A 24,112-nucleotide genomic window follows, 5' to 3' on the forward strand; every position below is an offset into this window, starting at 1 on the left:
TATATTCGATAATTATTATACCACTTTATAGAAGTTTATCCACTGCGTTCGTTACCTTTAATAGCTTACCATTAATCGTTGTATTTTTCATTGCTTCCGGAACCAGCGGATCTGAAAATACAGTTTTTAATACCCGATAAATTTAGGTTTAACTCTTCTGCCCACAGTTTGTTCTATTGCATAAGCTGTGTTTAATAATTCTTCATCCGTTTGGGCGATGATATTTATCCCAAAGGGCATTCCATCATTATATAGGCCACAAGGTACGGTAATTGCGGGTAAACCTGTATATTGAACAATTGGGTGATCTTTAAATACAATACATACATTTACATCCTTTAACTGATCCTTCATATATCGTTTAGTGGTCTCTACATCTTTTAACGTATCCAGATAAATAGATTCTGTCATTTCACCGGAAGTATTATCCTGGGCCCCTTGTAATAAGATTTGACCATATTTTAAAGTTTCTTCTCTATGAAGATCATTAAATTCGATGATATCCTTTAGATTTCTTATTTTATAATCTAATGGTAATTCAGCTAAATATTGGTTCATAGCATACTTAAACTCATATTTCTTAATGTCATCCATCTTTTTATTAGAAATTGTTTTAAGATGTATCCGTTTTAAGGTTGCACCAGTTTCCTTTAACTTATCTAAAACACTATTCGCCTTTTTTTCTTCTTCCTGCGACATATTATCAATGGCAGATTGGTCAATCCCTATTACAGTACCTCTAAGGCTTTTATTTTCTGTAAAGTGTACTTTATTTGCTGACACTTCATTAAAAATAATAATTGCATCTTCAACGGTTCTTGTCATGGGGCCGACCATATCAAGAGTAAAGCTTATCGGCGCAATCCCTTTTATGCTCAAGGCACCCTGACTCGGACGATACCCTACAATACCGTTCTTTAAACCGGGAGAGATAATGGAACCGGAAGTATCCGTGCCCAAAGCCGCCATACATAAATTAGCTGTTACTGCAACTCCTGAACCGGTGCTGGAACCTGCCGGGCTCTCACCTAAAACGTATGGTGATTTTACAATTCCCCCTTTGGAACTATATCCGTCCGGCATTCCTTTCGTCATATAATTGGCAAATTCAGTCATATTTGTTTTGCCAAGAATAACGGCACCTTTCTTTCTTAAAATTTTTACGATCTCAGCATCCGTTGCCGGACTCGAATCTGCCAATGCCAGCGATCCGGCGGATGTGTGTAAGTTATCTGCAGTATTTATATTATCTTTTAAAAGAATAGGTACTCCATAAAGCAAACCACAATCCTTCTTATTTCTTCCATCAAGTTCTTCTGCTATTGTAAGAGCATCGGGATTTATCTCAAGAATAGCATTTAATCCCTTAGAACCTTTGTCGAAAGAGTCAATTTGCTCTAAATATTGCGAAACAATCTCTTTTATGGAGAGAGTTTTATTCCTTATCATTTCATTTAATTCAGTTATTGTTATCTCGCATAAATTTATTTTGGTTACCATGTTAATCTCCTGCATCTGTTTGACATTCTCTTATTAATCAGCAATAGTTTTGTTTTTACTATTGTTTTCCTATATATTTCTATTTATTCATAGTAATGTCAGCAGGTAAGTACATCTCAGCTATCGAGTTTCTTCTGTAAAAGACAGACGCTTTCGAATCCTACACAATTATAATGCAGTTCGGAAAAAATAATCTATCTGTTTTTCACCCTCTGTGTGTAAATAAGAACCATACATCGGTATTGTACAACACATTACCCGTCTGCCTGCCGGAAGCAGTATTTGGTATCCGTTGTTGGACATAATGCAGGCAGGTCTATCAGATTCTGTACCGAAAGAAATATATCTCGCCGTGGCTTTGAGGTCAAGCCAGTCATTATCGGGCACGCCCCTTGCCTTCAATATCTCTTTGGGGGTCCAGTTAAAATAAGTCCATGATTGATTCTTGGGTAATTTCTCTATCTGTCTTGGAAATCGGGTACTCTCAGCAAGAAGAAGTTCTTTTTTCGCCGTATAAAAAGAGAGCGCGCTTGTTTTCTTATCTATATACAAGAGCAGCTTCCCCGTCATCAGCTCTACCCTGTCTCTTGTTTCTCTGAAATTCCAAACAGGTCTCGAAGCTGCCGCAATCTCCGCCGGAATATCCGCAAAATTATCGAATGACTCCCTTGTAAAGCTGACTCGAACCGTATCTTCAGATATAGGTGTAATTCGAAGTATTCCGTAGGCATTGGTCAATTCCATATAGTTTTTATTGCCGGTCACCCATCGGACGGTCAAATTGAAATTAGAATGCCCTAATGGCCTTAAGCCGGTCGTGTCAGGCATCCCGCCAAATTCAGAGCTTCCTAATCCACCTTTCGTCCCCTTCCTCGCTACTGCTTTTCTTACCGGAATTCCAACATTAGGTTTCTCCTGTATTTTCTCCGGTATTTTTCCTGATATTTTTCCCGATATTCTGCCTGATATTTTCTTTGGTGTTCCTCTTGATATTCTCTCCTCTCCCGCTTTCTGGACAACGATCTTCTTCGGTCCGATACGGTTGCGAATCTCTAGCTCCCGCTGCCCATCCGATGCAAGTTCCAACTCCAGTTCCCTTTTAGTCTTAGGCTGTTCCTCGGACATGATCGGAGTGATTGGCTTTGGCTGTTCTACAAGATATTTCAGCCTCTTCTCTTCCGGTACCGGAGCCGCAATCAAATCTGTCAACTTTCCCGAATAAAGTACCACCATTTCATGAAGCGCTCTGGTCGCCGCAACATACAGAAGCTTTGCGAAGCCATCCTCAGCCGGATAGTTCTTATCGTCAGCATTAAAAAGAAGAACCGCATCGAATTCCAATCCCTTGGAATATTCTATGGGAAGGACCATTACACCGCTTCCGAACTCCTCCGTTTCAGAATTAAAGTCACGAAGCTCTACTCTTTTCCTCAATTTTTCCGATACTTCGATCGCTTCCTCTTCATCCCTGCAAATAACTGCAATTGTCTCATATTCCTTTTCCTTCCATTGAAGAATCGTATTCGCAGTCTCTAAAATCAGTTGTTCTTCATCATCGCATCTTGTCGTTCTAACCTCATTTCCGTGGCGGATAATCGGCTCCACCGGATATATGGGAAAGTTTCCATGCTGCAGGATATTGATCGCGAAATTTGAGATTTCCACCGTATTGCGATAACTTTTCTTTAGAATCCCAAAATAATCGAATTTTTCGGGAAGCATAAGACTCCTCAGTTCTTCCCAGTCCGTCAGTCCGTAATCGAAGTAGATATTCTGAGACACATCGCCCATAATGGTATAGGTACATTTGCTAAGACAATATTTTAATGCTCCGTAGACCATCATACCAAAGTCCTGAGCCTCATCGATCACGACGTGACTCGCTTCCTGAATGACCTCCGTCTCTTTGATTCGCTTGTACAAATAAGCAAGGGCTGCCAAATCGTAAAGATCGAACTCCGTTGTGCATGACTGGCTTATGTTTCTCTTCATATTTTGTTCTCTCAGAAAATTGTCATATAATTCAAAAATGGATCCCTTCCACTCCCTTTTCCCAAAATATGTCTGATAATACCGAAGAAGTGTTTTCTGCTCTTCGTGCGGATAGGTATGGTATTTTCCGTATATTTCATTTTCCAGTTTTGCCATAAGATGCTCTGTCAATTTGTCCAGTTTATCCGGAAGCGATAAGAAATGAAACTCCTTAAGCAGCTTCTCAATCGTAGCCCGGCTCATCAGCAGGCGATGGGTTCTTTCTGTGAAGATATCCTTCCGTGGAATATAATTCCATTCATATCTCTCGCAAAAATCTTCCAAATCATGAAACCAGGAAAAGCTTCCCTTTACACAAGCCGTTTTGTCTCCCTTATTCAGACTCTTTACGGTAAACTTCTCTTTGTCCCAGTCCTCATACAAAAGCCGTATAAAAAGCTGTTCCATCGTCATCTGTGAGGCACCGTAAACATCCAAATCCGGCAAAATACCCGTGATATAGTTCAGAAGGATACGGTTGCTGCCGATAATATAGAAATCCTTTGGTTTGAATTCTAAGTCGTAGTTATACAGGATATAGGAAATGCGATGCATCGCTACGGTGGTTTTACCGGAACCGGCCCCGCCCTGTACAATAACATTGTGCTGTGGCTTCTTACGGATGATCTCATTTTGTTCCTGCTGAATCGTGGCGATTATCTCGCTTAAAACAGCCCTCTTATTCCTGGCAAGGTATTTCGTCAACAACTCGTCATTTGCCACTACATCGGAATCGAAAAAGTCCTTCAGTCTATCATTTTCTATTTCATAGGTACGTTTTCTGGAAAGTTCTATCTCAAACGCCCCTTCTCCTTTTACAGAATAAGTACATACTCCGAGAGATTTTTCATAATAAACCGATGCGATCGGCGCTCTCCAGTCGATGACAATCAGATCCGCTGCTTCTTTACTAATCGCAGACTTTCCAATATAATAGCACTCCTGCCTTAACAGATTGGTATCGCTGAAATCAATTCTTCCAAAGTATGGCTTTTTTCTGCTGCGTTCCATGCGGAGCAGTTCCTGTCTGACTTGTTTGAATCTAGCATCAGCATTGAACCACAGTGCCAAACCCTCTTTATCCTCCACATCATATACTTCCTTCAATTCATGCAACTCATCTGCCAAATTCTGAACAGATGCTTTTGTTCGGTTCAAATTTTCATCTGCAATAGCAAGGATATCTGAAAGCATTTTTGTTTCTTCTTCCAGAGTAACTCCCGGCAATCTTTTTGTCCGACCTTTCTGATCCATGCTTGTCCTCCGTTCTTTTTCCCATTCCTTTTACACTGTTACTATTCACACCTATGGTGTTCACAGCAACAATATCACACAAATTGCATAAAGAACATGCAATTTGGCGCCCGAAGCACTCGCAAAATCGCACAGAAAGCGATTTTAACTTCGCGGAATAATGCCTGTGAACAGTAACCTTACACTTACTATCTTAACAAAAAAGAAAAAAAATAGTAGACTTGTAATTAAAAAATGTGTATAATGAAAAATGAAATGTGCCCTGATAAATATCAGGGCATTCAGACTGTAAAGAAACAGAAATGGCGTTATTTAATTTCTTTTTAGTATATTTTCCCATATAGCTTTACTCAAATTACAATTTAAATAATCTATAATTGGCTTGAAATTTCAATATTCCTTGATAAATTTATCTCAGATTCATCGCCAATGTATTAGCTGCCAGCATACCGCTATATAAAGATCCCTGCATCCAGCCTTTCTTTACAGAAGTATGTTCTCCGGCAAAAAATACACGGTTATTGTATTCCGGTTCAAGGATAGTATAGGCGAAATTTATCTTTTGACCGGGAAGATTTACAGCAAATCCTCCTCGGAACCACTCCTGCCGGTTCCAATCTACCATTTTATAAGATTCCACAATAGTATCCAGGAAATTCTCCGGCAGTCCATGTACTTCTTCCACATTTCTCTTGACCAGCGACAACCGCCTGCCTTCGCTTTGATTCGCGACCCGAACAGAATCCTGATTTATATTATAAGAAGAAATCAATACACCCGGTTCTGATGGTGAGCAGGATGAGGGTTCCGTACAGTGGATATGATCGGAAGGATATATAATGGACTGAATCGGCAAATCGGTAAACGAAATACCTCCATTCATCCTTCCATATACCGTATCTTCCTCCCAAAAACGCCGATTACAGAAAAAAGCCGCCTTAAAGGAATCGGTATAAAATAGTTCCCGGATAGCCTGCATCTTCTGATTACGGAAAAATGGTCTTATATCCACTTCCCTTAAGGTGGAGAATGGAATAGTGCAGATAACGTAATCAAATTCTTCATATATATTTGTCATGTAACTATTATTATATCTTAGAATAACTTTACTTTCAGAGGAATTCCTATAAATACCGGTTATATTATGACCAAAGTTAATATTAACATTCCCGAGCAAATCCGGCGCAATGTCATATTCACTTGGATTGCGGGAGATAAGCGAATTATAAAAAGCAAGAGGAAGGTTGATCATACCTCCTTCTATTCGGTAAGTATTCAGATAATCCATGGAATATAATTCCTGCAGGACTTCACCGTAACTGGTGTTAAGCAGTCCTCCGGTCAAAGGGTCCGTACTGGCGATTAAATTTATGGCGTCCTGACTTAACCCGCGCATCTCCAGTATCTCCCTGATACTTTTGTTTAAATAGAAGGAATACTCCGGTGAATACGTCGGCAGAATCTGCAGCAGTTCTCTCCGGATATCCGGAGGCAGGCCTAGTAAGACAGAATCAAAGGCATAATCATTTAACTCCGGCCATGGCAAAGATTTTTCATACTCAGTGAGATTGAATAAGGGATATAAATATTTCGTTATATTATCCCCGGCCGGATCTCTCCGTATTCTGGTATTATGAACGTATATAAAGTTGTTGGGAAAAGGTGAAGTAATCGAAATGGTGTTCAGATGTAACAAATTTATATAATGCCAGGCCGTACCATGGGATATAGGAATTCTCATAGGGCCAAATTCCCCATAATATCGCCTGTCCCGATCAAAATAATAAGTATACACCCTTCCGCCTATGCGGTCTTCCATCGCATCATACAGTGTAATTTCTGCTCCAAGCTTTCTTAATTCAAAAGCAGCGGATAAACCTGCCAGACCTGCACCTATTATACCTACTTTAAGGTTTTTATATGCTCCGGCAGCGGCATAGGTAGTAATATCAGGCGGAGGATTTAATAGTTCAATTACATTTTCAAAATCTTCCGGCCGACCGGCGTTCGTAAAAGCATTTCTTAATATTTCATATCTTGTGGAATCACTGGGATTCGTCAGATAATCAACTGTTTGGTCAGACATACAACGATGCCTTTCATTAACTCTCTTGTTGTAAATGTATTATCTGAACTTTAAAAATATTCTTAGCAACGCCCAATCCCATAATTCTTCAGGTAAGTTATCTAAATAGAATAAAACGATCAAAAGCAATCTTCTTTCCGATATCTGTTTTAAAGTTCTCATCTATACACTTTTTTATCTTTTCCTGCTCTTTTTCTTTATCCATAACGGTTAAATTTTCTAGCAAATCTGCTTCCCATTGTATTTGAAAGTCAATTCCATCAATTTTAGAAGGTGTGTGATGATTACCTATTATGAAGCATATCCTATCAATATTCTTGTTATAACCTACCCTTTTCAATATTTCTCTGGCTACTGCCGGTCCTTCTTTTTCTTGATAAACACCGTCAATCGAACCGTATTTTTTTTGCGCCTCAACAGCACCGATATCATGTAATAGGGCAATAATACTGATGAATTCTTTTTCTTCCCCTTCGATATTTTCCCCTTTCATTATATCCTCTGCATTTTGTAAAACTTTGAGAGTGTGCTCTATGCCGAAAGGAATTTCTTGAAATACCTCTTTCATCGCTATAGTGACTTTTTCTTTAAACACAGATTGCCTCCATTCATACCTAAATCTTTCAATTTTATCTTTTCTCTTTTTGATTAACCGATACAATCAGCCAATAGCTTGGCATCAAATTTGTCTCCCTAATACTTTGTGAATCTTTTCCCTTATTTCCGGAATCCTTTTCTCCGTAAATTCAGGATAGTCTTTAAACCACTTCATATTCAGAGGTGAAGGATGGGGTAAAATATAAGTAGGTTTTCCGTTAATTTCTCTGTCTTCAAAAGCCAAAGCGGTTATTTTTTCATGCGGAAAGAAAAATTCTGCGGCAATTCCGCCGATTATCACATAGATTTCATTATCGACCAACTCCATCTCTCTCGAAAGCCAATTTTTTGAGCAGACCTTCGGCGGACGTCGGTCTCCTCCGCCGGAGGCTTTGCCTGGATAACAATGCGCCATCGATACAATATAAAAATTATCAGGATTATAAAAATCTTCCTCCGATATGTGGTACCATTCCCCTCGAAGTTTTCTTCCGCTTATATCATTAAACGGCCGCCCTGTCTCATGTACACTTTTGGAAGGCGCCTGGCTGATTTGCATAATTTTTGCATTATTGTTGCCAAGTACGATGGGATTCGGCTCAAAACCAAAAGTATCCCGGCACATCCGGCATTCCAATATTTGATTTTGCAAATAAATAAGTTCTTGCTTCTTCCCACCGTCCATTATGATCATATCCTTTATCCTCTATTTTCACATCTGTTCCATGCTTAAGAAAAATTTCCCTAAGATTCTGGTTCTAATATATCAGATAAACTGAATGTTTTCTACAAGATATCATCTGTCCACTCAATATCCACATCACCGCTGCTGTCACCGCTGCTTCCGCTTCCACCACCGCTGTCTCCGCCGTTGTTGCTTCCTCCATTGTCGCTTCCGCCGCCACTGTTGTTCCCGCCTCCGGAGTCTCCGCTTCCGCCGCTATTACTTCCCCCGCCGCTTCCGTTTCCACTATCATTGCTACCTCCGCCTCCGCTGCTGTTACCTCCTCCGCCGCTTCCGCTGCCATTGCTTCCGCTTTCACTGCTGCCTGCACCTCCATTACTTACCGGAGGAGTATTCTGAGTTGGTATCTCCGGCACTACAGGAGCCGCAGGATTGGCGGGCGTTTCACTCTTGGGCTGTTTCGATGGTTTGGATGATGTATTCGCAGGAGCTTTTTTCTCTATAATTCCCCCGCCTCTTCTTTTATACACATCGAATCTGCTGCTTTCTTCCGCTCCTTCCTCCTCTGTTTGTTCCTGTATCTGTTTCTCCTCGTATTCCGCAAAAGGGTCCGCTTGCACATATTCGGCTACTTCTCCGAGCACATGCCATTTGCTGCCGTCAAACCATTCGACATTGGAATCATATACCCTTACCTTCACATCTGCGCTGTTAATCATCTGCTCCTGTTTGTCCTCCGCACCGCTTTCAAGCTGCGGCTCATAAAGCGCGATTTCAGGATAGGTATCCGCCCCAATCACCGAATAATCAAATACAAAAGAATCTATATCCGTTCCTTCCTCTACATCCATAAATAAATATCCGCTTTTATCCATTGTATACGCATATATAATAGCATTTTCCCCTCCAATGCCTCCGCCTATGACCTTCTTTTGTCCCTCCGCGGACTGGGTCACCGTCGTAACTCCTCCCTCTGCAAAGAAACCGGTATACTCTGTCATATCCATGTCTTTTCTGTTTTTCCATAAGGAAAATAAATCAGAGGCTTCTTTCCCATATTTCACCCGGGCTGTATAATCGCCGACACAGACACCTCTCTCGAAAGTTCCCGTCTCGTGATAAACATCTCCGCTATCCCCCATGCAGAGCCACGATTCAAAAGCCCCTTGGTATGTTCCGTCTTCTGCTTCCGTTGTCAGCATCTGAATATTATCCGCTTTCTTCATAATACATTGCATTTTACCATTATCAGCTATATGCCATACGGTAGAGTATTCCTTGCCCGTTTCATCATAGCCTGCCTCAAAGCAAAGGACTACTCCGCCATCCTCATCTGCCAGATAATACCGTCTGCTCCCTTCGTGCAATTTGGGCATCATAACATTCTGCCAATCATCGCTAATAAGCATTCCTACGGCTTCATCCAGATATTCGGGAGTACTTATATTCATAAGCATCCTCTCCGCTTCCTCTTTTATCCTATTGTTTTCTTCTTCTATATTTACGGTTATCTCCTTTAACGCATCGAGACACCGCACGTCACCATATAACCGGTAACACTGTTCCAGCATATCTCTTTGCTTTTTTATCATACCTTCTTGCCCATACAATTCCGCCAAGGCGTAGTAATCCTCCGTCCCAAACTCTCCGGAGGCATACTTTAACTCATATTCTTCGATGGCGTTCTTCTCTTCTGAAGCAGTATTTTCCGGAGTTTCCTGAGGGGCGGACACCGATTCCGCCTCACTGTTTCCTGTATTTCCGATTCCGCATCCGCTGAGGATCAGCATAAGCATAACTATAAAGATTATTCCTTTTTGTGTTCTATTGTTCATTCTTATAACCATTCTCCTTCTTAATTTCCTGCATTATCCGCATCCGTAATTAACTTTCTAAGAAATAAATCGGCATCGGAACCTTTCTCATACTGGTTCCCGGCAAGCACTTGTTGCGCCAGCGAATATATACTTTTCCCTACGGCAGGTCCGTACAGAGTTATATCTGTCCCATCTTTTGTCAGGATAATATATCCCCGGAAAGCATATTCCGTTTTATATTGATTCGCCGGAAGTCCTGTCAGCACCGAAGTGAACCGGTGCCTTCCGGAGACTGTTTCATAGATTTTATCCTCCAGTACTCCGGCCGTATTCTTTCCGTAGGACATGCCGCCCAGAACTTTTTCTCCCCCTTTAATTAAGGGATATTGGCCCAGATTAGCGTTATTCATAACGAGAGTTCCATATTCCTTTAACGTATATCCGGCAATACCGGAGGATGTCATCCGTGACCGAAGATCGGCGGAGATCCCCGTCTTAAACCGGATACCCGACTTTCCCGTAATCCTTATGGAAAAACCGTGATACGAAAGAAGATTTTCCAATTCGGGAACTGCAGAAACCTCATAAGAAGTTCCGTTATGCTTCAATCTCCATACATACATACCTATCGGAACATTCGACTCATTATATTTATACATAACGGCTGTTTTCACTTTCCCGTCGGGAGCCGTTAACATATATTTTCCGTCTCTTAATGCCGCAGTATATCGGATTCCATCCAAATAAATGTTAGCATCCTTGTACCCTGCAGGAGGCGTCAGCGACACACTATAGGAAACGGTCGGTATTGCACACGCCTCTTTGGGCATATTATTGTAAACAGGAATCTTGAATACAAATGTATTTTCAAGAGAATTGGCATTGCTGTACAATTTGCGTATATTCTGTCCTTCACTGGACGGGGCGCAAATATTCTGCATATACTGATGCCAGAACATGCCGTCATAGCTTCCGTCCACATCAAATTTCTGTAAGTACAGAGTATCTTGTCCTTTTAAAATATAATTCTTAGATATAATAGCCGCACCGCCGGAAATGGAAGAATATCCATCGGTCCATCCTTCTTTCTTCGCTCTGGCAAGTCCGCTTTCTATCACCGCCTTTTCGGTATTTCCCGTAGCTCCTATATTGAAGAAATTGTAATATCCCTCATAGCCCGGATATTTTCCGGAAATCAAAGAAGAAGTTCCTTTCCCCTGCTCTTGGTATACCCGGCTTGCAAGATGAAAGGGGCTTACCTTTAATCCGGCCCCCACCGTCCAGAAAGTATGAGCATAAGTCAATGATGTTTTCGGAATAATCCCCGCCATAAATGTATTATTCAGGAAGCTTTGCACCGCACTCTGTGTGTGATAGGATTCATTATATGTAAGAAGCTCATATTGAAAGATATAAGATTCATTCAAACCATTCCTCGGGTCCAAGTAATGCTCCAATATCCCCTTTCCTGCATATGCCCAATTCTCGCTGTAAATTCCCTCCTGCATATAAGCAGGAAAAGATGAGGGTATCAGGCTTCTTCCATCCTTCATCTCCTCTGATACAACATAATTCCAATCTAAATTTGTATTCATTTTTACAAATGTCCACTTAGGATGTGCCTGTTTTAAAGCAGTCAGCGCCGCCTTATAACTATCGGGAAACTGTTCTATATCCGAGTAAACCTGTGCGGCACTTCTCCTTACCGAAGGTGATACCTTTGTACCCGGAACCATATGGTATGATTCTTCCCATTCCAAAAACACTTCATCGGAACACGCCAGATAAGACCTGGGGATATATCCTTCGTACTGTACCCCTCGACAATATAAGGTGACATATACCCATATTTCATGATTTTCATCCGGGAAAACATCCTGAATCTGCACCTGCTGTCCGCTGGGAACCATTACCGCCGTCTCGCTGTCATAAGAAGCTTCCGTTCTTACCGGATATTCGTCACTTAAGTACACGAGAGCCAGTACCGTGCGCTCCTTTACTATATTCTGCAAAGCACTCCTGGCTTCGTCATTCCCGGCTGCCTCTTCTGTTTCATCATCTGTAAGAGCCTCTTCTTCTAACTTGTCAATATTTTCTTCTGTATTTTCCCCTATATCTCCTTCTCTACCTTCTTCTATGTTTCCTTCTATATCTCCTTCTGTGTTTTCTTCTATATTCTTTTCTATATTTCCGTCTGTATCACTTTCTGGTTTTTCCTCTCCCTCATATCCTTTTTCTTCCGCTGTATCTGCCTTTTCCTTTTCTGTCTCTATTTCCTCTATCGCGTCCCGTTTCCCCGGAGCATTGCTATCCGTTATGCTTCCTTCGGGATTGTTGTTGTCTGTGGGATTATTGATGCGTGTGGCATTGATGTTTTCTTCATTTTCACCCGGTATCTTACCATCGAAAAATGTATTTTCTTTTGCAAATACATTGTATGTAAATCCCGGAACTGGGAATAAGTATCCTACCAGAACTGCCATCGCTAACAATACTGTAATTTTTCTCATATAAGTAACTTGTCCTTTCACTCTGTATTTCCCCGGCCATCCGGTAAATTTTATTGATGCTATGTATGATTCCTTCCATTTTGTTTCATTCCTTCTATTATATAAAATGCGTCAGTAAATAACAATTCTCGCACCCACTCCAAATTATGTAAATATGTAGGATTACAATACATGTGTTACAAAACTAAATAATTAAAAGCGAGAATACCTTTTTGTGTTATATTTAAGTCACCACAACAAAAACCTACACAAAGGAGAGTACTCTCGCATGGCTAGTATAACACAGGATATGAGGTATCGTCTATCGCTCATTCATTACGCCGATAAGTATGGCGTCTCCAAGGCTGCTGTCAGATATAAGACCAACAGACAGTATATTTACCGTTGGAAACGTCGTTTTGATGGTTCCCTGGAATCCCTTAGGGATCGTTCCAGAAAACCTCACCATCACCCCAACCAGCATACCGATGCCGAAAGGAAGCTCATCTCGGATATGCGTAAACGCAATCCAGATGCCGGACTGGTTGTCTTCTGGGTCAAGCTCATGCAGCGGGGATACTCCCGCTCCATCCCCGGACTCTATCGCTTCCTGAGAAAACAGGGCATTCTGGCACAAAGACCTCAGAATCCCAAGTATATCCCTAAGCCTTACGAAGCCATGAGCTATCCCGGACAGCGCATCCAGATCGACGTCAAATTTGTCCCTTCTGTCTGCCTGACAGGTGATGCCAAAGGGAAGCGTTTTTATCAATACACAGCCATCGATGAATTCTCCCGATGGCGTTTCGTGGAGGCCTTTGAGGAACACAGTTCTTATTCTTCTTCACAGTTTTTGGAACACCTGATCAAAGCGTTTCCCTTACCCATCGAGTGTGTGCAGACCGATAATGGACAGGAATTCACCAAGCGGTTCGCTTCCTATGGTGGTTCCGATAAACCGACTCTTTTTCAGGTAAATCTCCAGCAGCATGGCATCCGTCATAAGTTGATCCGTCCCTTCACTCCAAGACATAATGGAAAGGTAGAGCGCAGCCATAGAAAAGACAATGAACGCTTTTATGCCACCCATCGGTTCTACTCATTGGAGGACTTTGGCAGACAGTTAAAGATCTATAACACAAGGGATTATAACCGCTTTCCCATGAGACCCCTTGGATGGAAATCTCCAGCAGAGGTATTAAAGAATTATTTACGGTCACTGTAACATATGTTTGACAAACCTACACGCACCCACTCCAAATTATGTAAATATTACGTAACTATTCAGTATTCTCACCGTTACGTGTGAAAAATAAAAATACCAGAGTTTTATCGAATGAACAATAATTACTCTGATATCTTTCTTTTTCTTACTATTAACTTTTTCTTATATTGATTTTCTCTTATATTAGCTTTTTCTTATGCTAATCTTCTCTTATATTAGTTTTTTCCATCGTTCGAATCCTATATGAATTATCTCTGCCTGGCATCATATCCGGAAATCAATTGGAGTTATCCAAGTAATTCCTTTCCTTCATATGGTCGGAATGTAAGAGTTTATGAGATTTATGACCGAGAGGCTCGCCTAAAAAGTCTTCGTATACCTTCTGCACTTCCGGATTTTCATGGGAAAAACGGATTGCCCTGTTTTCATCCAGTGTATACAGTACACACCCTCTCGCTTCCGCAAGCTCTTCATTATCATGGATGGGCTGACCGCCCCCGCCCACACATCCGCCCGGACAGGACATCACTTCTACAAAATCATAGACCGACCTGCCTGCATCGATATCTTCCATTAATTTTCCCGCATTCATAAGTCCGCTGACAACACAAGTTCGAAGTTTCTTATCTCCGAGCATAAACTCTCTTTCTTTTCTTCCCTCTGCTCCCCTTACCGAGCGGAAAGCCTCCTCCGAAGGGTTACTCCCCTCCACTACGGCATATGCAGTACGTAAAGCGGCCTCCATAACACCGCCGGTGACGCCGAAAATAACACCGGCTCCGCTGCTTTCCCCTAAAGGAGAATCAAACGGACATTCCTTCAGTACAGACAGATTAATGTGCTCAGCCTTGATCATACGAACAAATTCCCTCGTTGTGAGAACAGCGTCTACATCCTGACCTGCACCTGCACTCCTCATGGAGGGAAGTTCCGCCTCCCTTTTCTTGGATACGCAGGGCATAATGGAAATACTGTATATATTAGACGGATCAATGCCCTTTTCCTGTGCAAAATATGTTTTCGTCATAGCGCCGAACATCTGTTGCGGAGATTTTGCCGTGGAAAGATTTTCAAGGTATCCGGGATACTTCTTCGTAACAAAGTTTACCCAGGCAGGGCAGCAAGACGTAAACATGGGCCAAGAATATTTTTCCGGTTCCTTCAGTCTTTGCAGCAGCTCACTTCCTTCCTCCATAATCGTAAGGTCGGCGGAGAAGTTCGTATCAAACACATAATCAAAACCAATCTTTTTCAGCGCCGCCACCATAAGGCCTTCCGTCGCTTCCGCATCGGTAAGCCCTAATGCCTCGCCCCATGCCGTACGAACGGCAGGCGCTACTTGCACCACGGTAATTTTTTCCGGATCTGCTAAAATATCAAAAATCTCAGGCACATCGTTTCTCTCCCTGAGCGCACCGGTAGGGCAATGTGTAATGCACTGTCCGCAAAGGCTGCAATCAGAATCTTCTATTGTAATATTGCCTGCCACATCTACGGTAGTCCGGGAACCGGTATTCTGTACATCCCATATATTTAAACCCTGAACCTTATCGCATATCTGCACGCAGCGCATACACTTTATACATTTCCTCGAATCACGGATTAAAGGAAAGTCCTTATTCCACGGAACCCTTGCGACCTCCTCCGTATAGGGGATATCCAGGATTCCCAAATCATTGGACAACTTCTGCAAGCTGCAATTCCCGCTTCTGACACAAGTGGCACAATGGCAATCATGCTGAGACAGTAAAAGCTGTACATTAGTTCTTCTTACAGAGCGAACCTTCGGAGAATTGGTATATACTATCAGACCTTCTTCCGCCTGATTGTTGCAAGCCGTTAAAAGCTTGGTCCTTCCCTGAAGCTCCACAACACATACTTTACAGGCACTGATTTCATTAATTCCCTCCAAATAGCATAAATGAGGAATTTCTATTCCTACGGAAGCCGCCGCCTTCATAATCGTGGTACCTTCCGGTACACTTATCTCTATTCCGTCTATCGTTAAGTTTACCATATCGATACCCGCCCCCCTTTCAAGTTCCCATAACCATATTGGTCACAGCGCAGGCATCTGCCTGCCTCCTGAAATGCTTCCTGCTTCGTCATGCCCCGTTCAAAGTCATCGAAATTATACTTCCGCTCTCCCGCTTCTCCCTCAGAAAGCTGAACACGTCCGCAAGGCTGCTTATCCGCATAATTCACTTGGGGAATTTCCACATCGCAGGAAATGATATGCCGATAGCCCAAATATTCATCGATATTGGCCGCCGCCACTTTGCCTGCCGCAATGGCACGGATCACTGTTGCCGGTCCGGTCACACAGTCGCCGCCGGCATATACACCTCTTATATCCGTCACCTCACTGTCGCTCATGGCAGAAATCATTCCTTTATGAACGGCTACTCCCGACTCCTCAAAAGGACGTATTGCAATTCCCTGTCCGATAGCAACCACCACAATATCACAAGGAATCCTCTGCAAAGGAACATCCGCCTGAATCGGGCGGGCGCGCCCCCACGCATCAATAGGCCCGATAATCTGAGGCTCTACCCACAAGGCGACCACATTGCCCTGCTCATCCGCTTCTATCTTGTAAGGCGCTTTCAAACTATAAATCTCCGCGCCCTCCGCAATAGCTCCTTCAATCTCTTCCGGCAGAGCGGTCATATCATCCGGGCGTCTTCTATAAGCAACCCCGACTTTCTTAGCTCCCAACCGGATCGCAGACCGGGTACAGTCCATGGCTACATTACCGCCGCCGATAACGATAACTGTTTTATCTTTGAAATCAGGCATCTTATCTTCACCGATACCCCGCAGCATCTCCACTGCGGAAATCACTCCTTTGGAATCCTCCCCTTCAATGCCTATTTTCTTATCCGTGTGTGCCCCAATCGCTATGTATACCGCATCATATTCTTCTTTTAATTTATTGAAGGGAATCTCCCCTTCTCCTGTTCCGATTCTCGTATTCAAATGCACTTCCGCTCCTGTGGAAAGAATGGCATCAATATCCTCCTGCAATCTTTCACGTGGAAAACGGTAATTAGGAATACCATATCGGAGCATTCCCCCAAGCTTTCCCTTTTCTTCAAATACGACCGCATGATGCCCCATAAGTTCCAAGTAGTATGCGGCGGATAAACCTCCCGGACCGCCTCCTATAATCGCTACCCTTTTACCTGTGGATTTCTCCTTTTCCGGCACCGGCACCGTATTCGCCCGCGCATTATCTACCGCCATACGCTTCAGCCCTCTGATATTCACCGAACTGTCAATCATATTTCTACGGCATCGTGCCTCACACGGATGCTCACATATAAGAGCACAAGCCGTCGGGAACGGATTGTCCTTGCGAATAAGCTTCACCGCATCCTCATAGCGTTCTTCTCCTACAAGCCCGATATATCCCGGAACATCCACCCCCGCCGGGCAGAGCGCCACACAAGGCACAGGCTGAGTGATATGGTAGGAACATTTTCCTTTTTCGATATGATGTATGTAATCCTCTTTAAAACCTTCCGTTCCGGCCAACACCATATGAGCTGCTTCATAACCGACCGCACAATCTGCCGAATCGGTAATATCACTGGCAGTCGACCGAATCAGCCGCAGCGTCTCCATCGTTCCTCTACCGTCCAGTATATCCTCGATCAAATGCTGCAACTGCTTAAGCCCCACACGGCACGGCACACACTTTCCGCAGGTCTGAGCATGGCATACCTTTAAAAAAGACAGTTGCAAATCGATAGGGCACAATCCGGGCGGACTGGCAACAATATGTCGTTCTAAGTCCTTGTAAAGTCTCTCTACCGTCAATTGCGCCTTATCGGGTGTTACAATTTTTAAACGGCTCATTTCTATCCTCCTTTTACTTATTTTAAATAATTTAAACGCCTGATGTATTTCGGCACATACGCAATGACAAACAGGCTAATTATATCCGACCACAATCATTGTTTATATTTTAACAGACTCCCGATAATCTGTCACCTAGACAATAAATGTTTTTTCGTTTTTTTTGATAAAAATATATTAATTATGAGTTGCTTTTATATATAAGCCTTTATATGGCATTCTTCTATATAAGGAAAGGCTTAGTATATGGTATAAAATGATCCGTGCTTTTGCTCCAAAACGCAATGGGAAGATGGAATGAAATCACCAAAAAACAACGAATAGTTTTACTCTATCCTCAACTTTTATTCCTTCGAAGATTTTTCAGAATGGATACAGGCATATAACCGCAGGAGCTATAACAACTTTCTTATACGTTTACACTTCACCCATAGTCAATTTTGATGTAACAAACGGTAATTATCCACAACAAGTTATATTTTTCCATCAAAAAAGATATTAGAGCATTCATTATTAATTTAATGATTGTACCCTAATATCTTTTATCTTGTTCTTATTTTATCTGCCTCTTATTTAACATATCAAACCAGTAGTACTTCCTTGCATTTTCTCTTGCCTATCTTCCCGAATGTCGTAACAGGACTACTGTTTCAACGTGCGGCGTTATTCTTTGTTGAACACAAATCCTTCGCCCCGTTATTCTCGCATGAGTACAAAATTTCCTGCTCAGTTATTTCTTTGATTTCAGTCCCATCAACGACTTCTGCCAGCTGTTTCTTCATCTTATGACACCTTTATCCCTTTCTTTGAATTCTTTGCCTTCATACTTTCTTTTGCATTGGGAATCGTACTGCTTTGATTGCCCTTTAATACAAAAGTCAGCTTATACGGATCCGGATTTCCATTTTCATCATGCCCACCGACATAAACCTTGTCGATGATACTTTCAAATACAACCCGGTCAAATTCATCAAGGTTATCTTCTTGTTTAAGCGTCTCCCGAAGGTCTGACATTCGCTTGCCAACATCTTTCTGCTTACCGATACTTTCCTGTAATAAAAGCTTCTTTTCCATATAGATATGGAGCTTTCTCATTACTTCTGTTAGTTTATCATCGTAAGCCTCTTTTGTAATTGTACCATCGATGAGCATATCTGTCATTCTGCTTTTTCTTGCTTCTAAGGCAGAAATATCTTTCTCTATCTGTTTTAGCTTTCGGATATCCTCATCATTATTAGCGGTTTCTTCTACATAATTCATGACTACATCTAGCACATCATCAAAATTACCCGCCAGTAAAGAAAATGCTTCTAAAAATGCGCCTTCTAATATGTTTTCATCAATGGATTTACAATTTGGGCAATTACTAATTCCATGCTTTGTAGCATTCATGCATTTCCAGACTGGTTTCTCATATTTGGAACTGCTGTGCAACGTCCTTCTAGTCAGCTTATCTCCACAGAAAGCACATTCGCACATACTGCTAAAAGCATATTGTCTGGTGTAACGTTCCCGATTGCCCGTAGTTTCTACCACTTTATTGACCGATCGCTTTAATCGAATCTGTTCTGCCTCATCCCAAATTTCTCTGGACACAATGGCTTCGTGATGATCACGGATATAAAACTGATCTTCTTCTCCCATGTTGGCAAGTCTTCGTTTGGAAATCGGGTCTGTGGTAAATGTCTTTCCGAGAAGAATATCTCCCTTATACTTTTCATTCTTAATGATTCCCATAACTCCATGGGTATGCCAGCTGACTTCGCCCTTTTTGTTCTTTTTTCCTAGTTCAATCAGGTGCTTTGCAATAGTAGTCGTTCCATACCCCTGTATATACATGTCATAAATAAATCGGACAATATCTGCTTCCTCTTCATTAACAGAAAGAGTTTTATCGTCTGGATTATAATCATACCCAAGGCATCCATTGAAACCAATCATTTCTCCACGCTTCATTTTCATCTTAAGTCCCATCTTTACATTTGCAGATAAGGACTCCTCTTCCTGCTGTGCCAGAGAGCTCATAATTGTCAGGAGTAATTCTCCATTCATATCCAAGGTATTGATATTTTCCTTTTCAAAGAAAATGGCAATATTTCGTTCCCTGAGCATTCGTACATATTGTAAAGTGTCTAACGTGTTTCTTGCAAATCTGGAAATGGACTTAGTAAGAATTAAATCAATTTCTCCATCCTTACATCTCTGAATCATTGACTGAAAACCATCTCGTTTATCTACCTTCGTTCCTGTGATAGCTTCATCGGCAAAGATACCTGCGCTGACCCATTCTCGGTTTGCAATAATCTTCTCTTCATAATACAGCTTTTGGGATTCGAAGCTCCCTAACTGGTCATCATCATCGGTGGATACTCTGCAATAAGCTGCTACACGAATACGGTCAACGGTAACTGCTCCCCCTTCTGTTCTAGTTCTTCCCCTGCTATTTGGGGCGGTTCTTCTTGCTTCTAATACTTGTACTTCTTTCATCTGACTCCTCCATTTCTTAATCTTGTCTATATGCAAATAGCAGCATACAAATGGTAAATTCTTTGTATACTGCTATTTTATCTTTATATTTAATTGTGAACGAATATCGAAACTGATTTCTTACGCGATTTTTGAATTATTTTCTCCAACAATCAGAAATCTGTCCATTAATCGGTTTCTCGCTGTAGTATATTCTGCCTCTGAAATCATTCCCATACGAAACAATTTTCTTAATACAGCGATACACTTCGCATATTCCATCTCATTTGTCATCTTTGGCACCTCCTTCTCCTAATCTTTCATTGATCACCTTCCTTCCACCTAGCGGTGGTTCTTATAAAAGTGAATTACAGCTGTTGCAAAAGTGATTGGACTGCTTGGCTTCCATTCGTAGAGTAGGGCGGTAGCTTTCGCTTCCATCCAACTATCTGTGACAATAACTGTGGGCCTCTCCTGCGCGAGATCCTCTCCCAACTTGACGCGATTCCATTTTCTTCGCTCCGATTGAAATCGGTATTTCTGATTTCAATCATCTTGGCAAAGTGGACTTCCCCTTCTCTACAGCCTATGAATTCTGCCTCTGCCTTTTGGCTTTCTCAGAATTGTTTTTCAAGGTACAAACACAAACTTTTTCTTTCCGAACGTTTGTTTGTATGTTATAATTTTGATATCCATTTGTTGCATTTGCGCTTCATCTGGCTACCAATCTATAGGTTAATGATACCAACGAAATCTCTCTCCAACTATTGACGGAGACTTAGCATAGACTTAGCAAAATTTTGAACTGGGGGAATTTGATTGAAAAACAGACTTACCTTTACGAATGTCATTGGCATTCTTCTGGATAATAAAAAGAAAACTTATCCGCAACATCAGCTTGTAAGAAGCCTATTCTCACTCTCTCTTGATGACAGTGAAAATGCTGAAATTACTGATGCGGATAGCATCAAATACAGCAACTGGTGTAATGGAATCAGACCGATACCACTTGAAATTATTAGAACTTATGAAGACGAAGATAATTTTGATTTTATGCGGGATGATTTTAAGGATAAGATTATTCCAAACCTGCTTAATGAGACACAGGCTCGCTCCCAAATGGAAGAATTGATTGAAGACAGTAGAACTATGATCGGAAACCAGAAAGCTGATGAAATACTGACAATTCAGATGTTAGCGCAATTCTTTACCGAAGTAATTCGATATGCTATTTTGAACGACCATAGCCACATTACACTGTATTCACCAGATTTGACGGAAGTACTACTCTCTTCCAAAGTACCAACTGCAACGAAATCATTTCTTGGAAGAAAAGAAGAGTTAAAGTCTGCATTGTCTCTACTACAGGAACAGGCACTTCTATTTGTAACTGGAATAGCCGGTATTGGGAAAAGTGAATTTGCAAAGACCTTCGCAAATAAGAACAAGAAGAAATATACCAATATTTTATTCTTACATTATGAGGGAAGTTTAAAGAAGTGTATCGCTGGGCTAGTTTTTGCAGATGACACAGCAGAAATGACCGAAGAAGAATTGTTCCAAACCCACTATCAGACCTTACAAAAACTGCGTTCCGACAGTCTAATTATTATGGATAACTTTAATGTACTACCCAAAGATGATCCATTTTTTAAGGAGTTTACTCGGAATGATTTCCAGATTCTGATTACGACCAGATGTAAAATCACATCCTTTCAAACACTGGAAATAAAAGAATTGGATAAAGAGAAGGAATTGACGGCATTGTTTTACCAATACTGCCCTGCCGCCAAGAATGAACCTGAGATTACTTCTGACATTATAAATGAATTAAAGGGACACACACTGACAGTCTGCTTGGCAGCATTATCGCTTTCTGCCAGCGGCATGGATCCAGAAGAATTATTGTTTGAATTAAGGAGCTGTGGATTGAATATTCATTCTGGTGAAGCAGTAGAAATCTATAAAGATGAGGAATTTTCAGAAGCCTTGATGATAGAGCACCTACGAAAACTGTTACAGTTAAATCAATTAACGACGGAACAAATGGATATTTTACGCAATCTATCATTGCTTCCGAACGCGGGTGTATTAAAGAATGCCTTTAAGAAATGGCTAAAGCTTGGAACTCTGAACGAAGTGAACCATCTAGTACGATATGGATTTGTCATGGATGATGAAGAGAACAAAAAAATAAGCCTCCATCCCCTAATTCAGGACGTGGCTATGTTAGAAACGTTGCCTTCGGTATCAAATTGCAGGACTTTGATTGACAGTTTACACCTTATCTGCCTGACTCACGGATTAGAGGTCAGACGCCCAGAAAATGTGATTCAGTCCTTGATTAGTGTTGCGGAGCATGTTCTTGTGGATGAACCAGAAACGTATCTTTTATTCATTCAGGACATGTTTCCTTATCTGGATAAATATCTGGTCATGGACTATCTGCCGAAGCTAACGGAACGAATAAGTCATACCATGGAAAAGTATGAACTTAATTCTATTTGTGACAGAGCCTTGTTGCTGGATTATAAAGCAGAACTATTTGTTATCCGTAAAGACTACGGAAACGCACTTAAGAAACGATTGAAGGCGCTGGAATTACTTCATTCTATTCATTCAGCAGGAATAGATGCAAAAACTGCCGCCCTGCTTTCCAATCTTCATAATAATATTTCAAATGTGTACCTGTTTCTGAAAAACGGCAGAGAAGCAGCGCAACATTTGAAAATGGCACTGGAAATTCGTGAGGAATATGGGATTTTTGAATCCCATGATACTTTACAACAGCTAATGAACCTGACCAATATGTTGATTCTGTCAAAGGATTATGATCTTGCAAATCAGGCTTTATCACTTTATGAATCCTTGGTGCTAGAACATGAAGGTGAGAACAGTTTTGATTATGCTATCTGTCAGATGGGAAAAGGAATAATAGCGCTATCTCAGAATAATCCTGAAAAAGCAGAATTGTGCTTACTGGAGGCTGAACAGAAAATCACTTCTATCATAGGGACTGACAACGATTATAGTAAGACCTGTTATCGGTATCTGCATAATCTGTATAGCCGGTGGCATAAGAAGGAAAAGGAGTTGGAGTATAGGGAAAAACTACTTCTCGGGAAATCTTAAAATCTCTTGCAATACAAATTTTTATTATTCAATATATGAGATAAAAAGTAAGTGGCTGAATTCTACTAATCAAGAATTTCAGCCACCATTAAAATATTCTTATATTAACTATTTCCAATTCTTTCTTCCCAATCATTCGGAAATCCAATGTGTTTTAGGGAAATATCCTTTTCATATTCCTCTATCAATGCTTTCAATGCGGATACAAATTTTGAATCCCATTTCTGATTATCAGGATACAAAAATTTGAGCATTAACAATTGAGAAAACAGTTTTCTGTCTGCTATATAGTCATAATCGTTAGGCATTTTAGGCATTGCGGGAAATGACCAATAATATATTCTTGAATAATGAGCGCACCGGTTTCTCAGATCCGTAAGGCAACGCAACCAACTTTCTAATTGCACCGGACTTGTACTATACAATTTCATTGCAATTGCTTTCTTGTCCTCAGTGATCATATCTTTGTAAAAATAAGATAACATTCCAACCGAAAAGAATTCAATTATGACCCATAACGGAAACTTTCCTTCGTATTTTTGCTTATGATGCTTCACAACTAATGTATTGGCATTTTCTTCAATGCAACCAGCAATTTTCTCTAAATACTTTGTATTATTATGTTTATCTGAAAACATTGACTCCTCAAGATATCCAAGTGTCCCATATTTATGTGCTGCATAATATGCTATCTGTGTTCTCAAATAAACTTCAATATCTTCAATAATTCCAAATATCAATGCTCTCAGCTGACTATCGAATTCATAAATTCTTTGAATTCTGGAGAATTTAATATCTGAAAAGAATGTCCCATCTTTTTTCCGAAACGGCAAAAAATAAGCAGATAATCTGTAATAATTCGTTTTCTGAATATTTCGCGTTAGCGGAGCCACCGATACGCTTTATGGCTCCACCAGTACGTGGAATGGATCCACTTGAAGTCCAATTCACACAATAGCTCCACTTTAA

General features: G+C 41.1%; 15 protein-coding genes. 2 read left to right on the forward strand and 13 right to left on the reverse strand.

Annotated features, from left to right (window positions below; translation table 11 throughout):
• Positions 1-126: 126 nt before the first annotated feature.
• The 7 genes from RBB56_RS04130 to RBB56_RS04160 all read right to left on the reverse strand — a co-directional run bounded on the left by RBB56_RS04130 (position 127) and on the right by RBB56_RS04160 (position 12,480).
• Positions 127-1,500, reverse strand: a complete 1,374-nt coding sequence (locus RBB56_RS04130; protein WP_306721138.1) for an amidase family protein — start codon at positions 1,498-1,500, stop codon at positions 127-129.
• Positions 1,501-1,668: 168 nt separating this feature from the next.
• Positions 1,669-4,785 (reverse strand): 3'-5' exonuclease, encoded by a 3,117-nt coding sequence (locus RBB56_RS04135; protein WP_306721139.1) that lies wholly within the window; start codon positions 4,783-4,785, stop codon positions 1,669-1,671.
• 409 nt (positions 4,786-5,194) lie between these two features.
• Entirely contained in the window at positions 5,195-6,871 is a 1,677-nt protein-coding gene (locus RBB56_RS04140) for a flavin monoamine oxidase family protein (RefSeq protein ID WP_306721140.1), read from the reverse strand.
• 97 nt (positions 6,872-6,968) lie between these two features.
• A complete protein-coding gene (locus RBB56_RS04145) occupies positions 6,969-7,466 on the reverse strand; it encodes an HD domain-containing protein (RefSeq protein ID WP_306721141.1) in 498 nt (165 codons plus the stop codon).
• 84 nt (positions 7,467-7,550) lie between these two features.
• The gene (locus RBB56_RS04150; RefSeq protein WP_306721142.1) at positions 7,551-8,162 is read right to left on the reverse strand and encodes a uracil-DNA glycosylase family protein; all 612 of its coding nucleotides are present in this window, start codon (positions 8,160-8,162) and stop codon (positions 7,551-7,553) included.
• A 92-nt stretch (positions 8,163-8,254) separates the two neighbouring features.
• Positions 8,255-9,988, reverse strand: coding sequence for a hypothetical protein (locus tag RBB56_RS04155; RefSeq protein WP_306721143.1), 1,734 nt, complete (start codon positions 9,986-9,988; stop codon positions 8,255-8,257).
• 20 nt (positions 9,989-10,008) lie between these two features.
• Positions 10,009-12,480, reverse strand: coding sequence for an N-acetylglucosaminidase (locus RBB56_RS04160; protein WP_306721144.1), 2,472 nt, complete (start codon positions 12,478-12,480; stop codon positions 10,009-10,011).
• A 289-nt stretch (positions 12,481-12,769) separates the two neighbouring features.
• Here RBB56_RS04160 and RBB56_RS04165 point away from each other — a divergent pair, with 289 nt between their 5' ends.
• The gene (locus RBB56_RS04165; protein WP_306722087.1) at positions 12,770-13,684 is read left to right on the forward strand and encodes an IS481 family transposase; all 915 of its coding nucleotides are present in this window, start codon (positions 12,770-12,772) and stop codon (positions 13,682-13,684) included.
• Between the two features lie 277 nt (positions 13,685-13,961).
• Here the strand turns inward: RBB56_RS04165 and RBB56_RS04170 are convergent, their stop codons facing one another.
• The 5 genes from RBB56_RS04170 to RBB56_RS04190 all read right to left on the reverse strand — a co-directional run bounded on the left by RBB56_RS04170 (position 13,962) and on the right by RBB56_RS04190 (position 20,305).
• On the reverse strand, positions 13,962-15,701 hold the full coding sequence (locus tag RBB56_RS04170) for an NADH-dependent [FeFe] hydrogenase, group A6 (protein ID WP_306721145.1): 1,740 nt from the start codon (positions 15,699-15,701) through the stop codon (positions 13,962-13,964).
• Positions 15,695-17,545 (reverse strand): NAD(P)-binding protein, encoded by a 1,851-nt coding sequence (locus RBB56_RS04175; protein WP_306721146.1) that lies wholly within the window; start codon positions 17,543-17,545, stop codon positions 15,695-15,697. The genes RBB56_RS04170 and RBB56_RS04175 overlap by 7 nt, the downstream gene beginning before the upstream one ends.
• 650 nt (positions 17,546-18,195) lie before the next feature.
• Positions 18,196-18,327, reverse strand: coding sequence for a hypothetical protein (locus tag RBB56_RS04180; protein WP_306721147.1), 132 nt, complete (start codon positions 18,325-18,327; stop codon positions 18,196-18,198).
• Between the two features lies 1 nt (position 18,328).
• Positions 18,329-20,032 carry a recombinase family protein gene (locus RBB56_RS04185; protein ID WP_306721148.1) on the reverse strand — a complete coding sequence of 568 codons (1,704 nt, stop codon included), beginning with the start codon at positions 20,030-20,032 and terminating at the stop codon, positions 18,329-18,331.
• A gap of 120 nt (positions 20,033-20,152) precedes the next feature.
• Positions 20,153-20,305, reverse strand: coding sequence for an SHOCT domain-containing protein (locus tag RBB56_RS04190; protein ID WP_306721149.1), 153 nt, complete (start codon positions 20,303-20,305; stop codon positions 20,153-20,155).
• A 525-nt stretch (positions 20,306-20,830) separates the two neighbouring features.
• Between RBB56_RS04190 and RBB56_RS04195 the strand changes: the two genes are divergently transcribed.
• Complete coding sequence (locus RBB56_RS04195) at positions 20,831-23,143, forward strand: ATP-binding protein (protein WP_306721150.1); 2,313 nt, start codon at positions 20,831-20,833, stop codon at positions 23,141-23,143.
• Positions 23,144-23,247: 104 nt separating this feature from the next.
• On the opposite strand, the gene RBB56_RS04200 is transcribed toward RBB56_RS04195, so the two are convergent.
• A complete protein-coding gene (locus RBB56_RS04200) occupies positions 23,248-23,976 on the reverse strand; it encodes an Abi family protein (protein WP_306721151.1) in 729 nt (242 codons plus the stop codon).
• Positions 23,977-24,112: the final 136 nt, after the last annotated feature.

The sequence above is a fragment of the Kineothrix sp. MB12-C1 genome, from assembly GCF_030863805.1.
Lineage (GTDB): Bacteria > Bacillota > Clostridia > Lachnospirales > Lachnospiraceae > Kineothrix.

What these genes read in the sequence shown, in the direction of transcription:
- RBB56_RS04190 (WP_306721149.1), bottom strand. Translation starts at nt 20,305, where the DNA reads ATGACAAATGAGATGGAATATGCGAAGTGTATCGCTGTATTAAGAAAA.
- RBB56_RS04135 (WP_306721139.1), bottom strand. Translation starts at nt 4,785, where the DNA reads ATGGATCAGAAAGGTCGGACAAAAAGATTGCCGGGAGTTACTCTGGAA.
- RBB56_RS04165 (WP_306722087.1), top strand. Translation starts at nt 12,770, where the DNA reads ATGAGGTATCGTCTATCGCTCATTCATTACGCCGATAAGTATGGCGTC.
- RBB56_RS04170 (WP_306721145.1), bottom strand. Translation starts at nt 15,701, where the DNA reads ATGGTAAACTTAACGATAGACGGAATAGAGATAAGTGTACCGGAAGGT.
- RBB56_RS04175 (WP_306721146.1), bottom strand. Translation starts at nt 17,545, where the DNA reads ATGAGCCGTTTAAAAATTGTAACACCCGATAAGGCGCAATTGACGGTA.
- RBB56_RS04130 (WP_306721138.1), bottom strand. Translation starts at nt 1,500, where the DNA reads ATGGTAACCAAAATAAATTTATGCGAGATAACAATAACTGAATTAAAT.
- RBB56_RS04185 (WP_306721148.1), bottom strand. Translation starts at nt 20,032, where the DNA reads ATGAAAGAAGTACAAGTATTAGAAGCAAGAAGAACCGCCCCAAATAGC.
- RBB56_RS04160 (WP_306721144.1), bottom strand. Translation starts at nt 12,480, where the DNA reads ATGAGAAAAATTACAGTATTGTTAGCGATGGCAGTTCTGGTAGGATAC.
- RBB56_RS04180 (WP_306721147.1), bottom strand. Translation starts at nt 18,327, where the DNA reads ATGAAGAAACAGCTGGCAGAAGTCGTTGATGGGACTGAAATCAAAGAA.
- RBB56_RS04140 (WP_306721140.1), bottom strand. Translation starts at nt 6,871, where the DNA reads ATGTCTGACCAAACAGTTGATTATCTGACGAATCCCAGTGATTCCACA.
- RBB56_RS04155 (WP_306721143.1), bottom strand. Translation starts at nt 9,988, where the DNA reads ATGAACAATAGAACACAAAAAGGAATAATCTTTATAGTTATGCTTATG.
- RBB56_RS04150 (WP_306721142.1), bottom strand. Translation starts at nt 8,162, where the DNA reads ATGATCATAATGGACGGTGGGAAGAAGCAAGAACTTATTTATTTGCAA.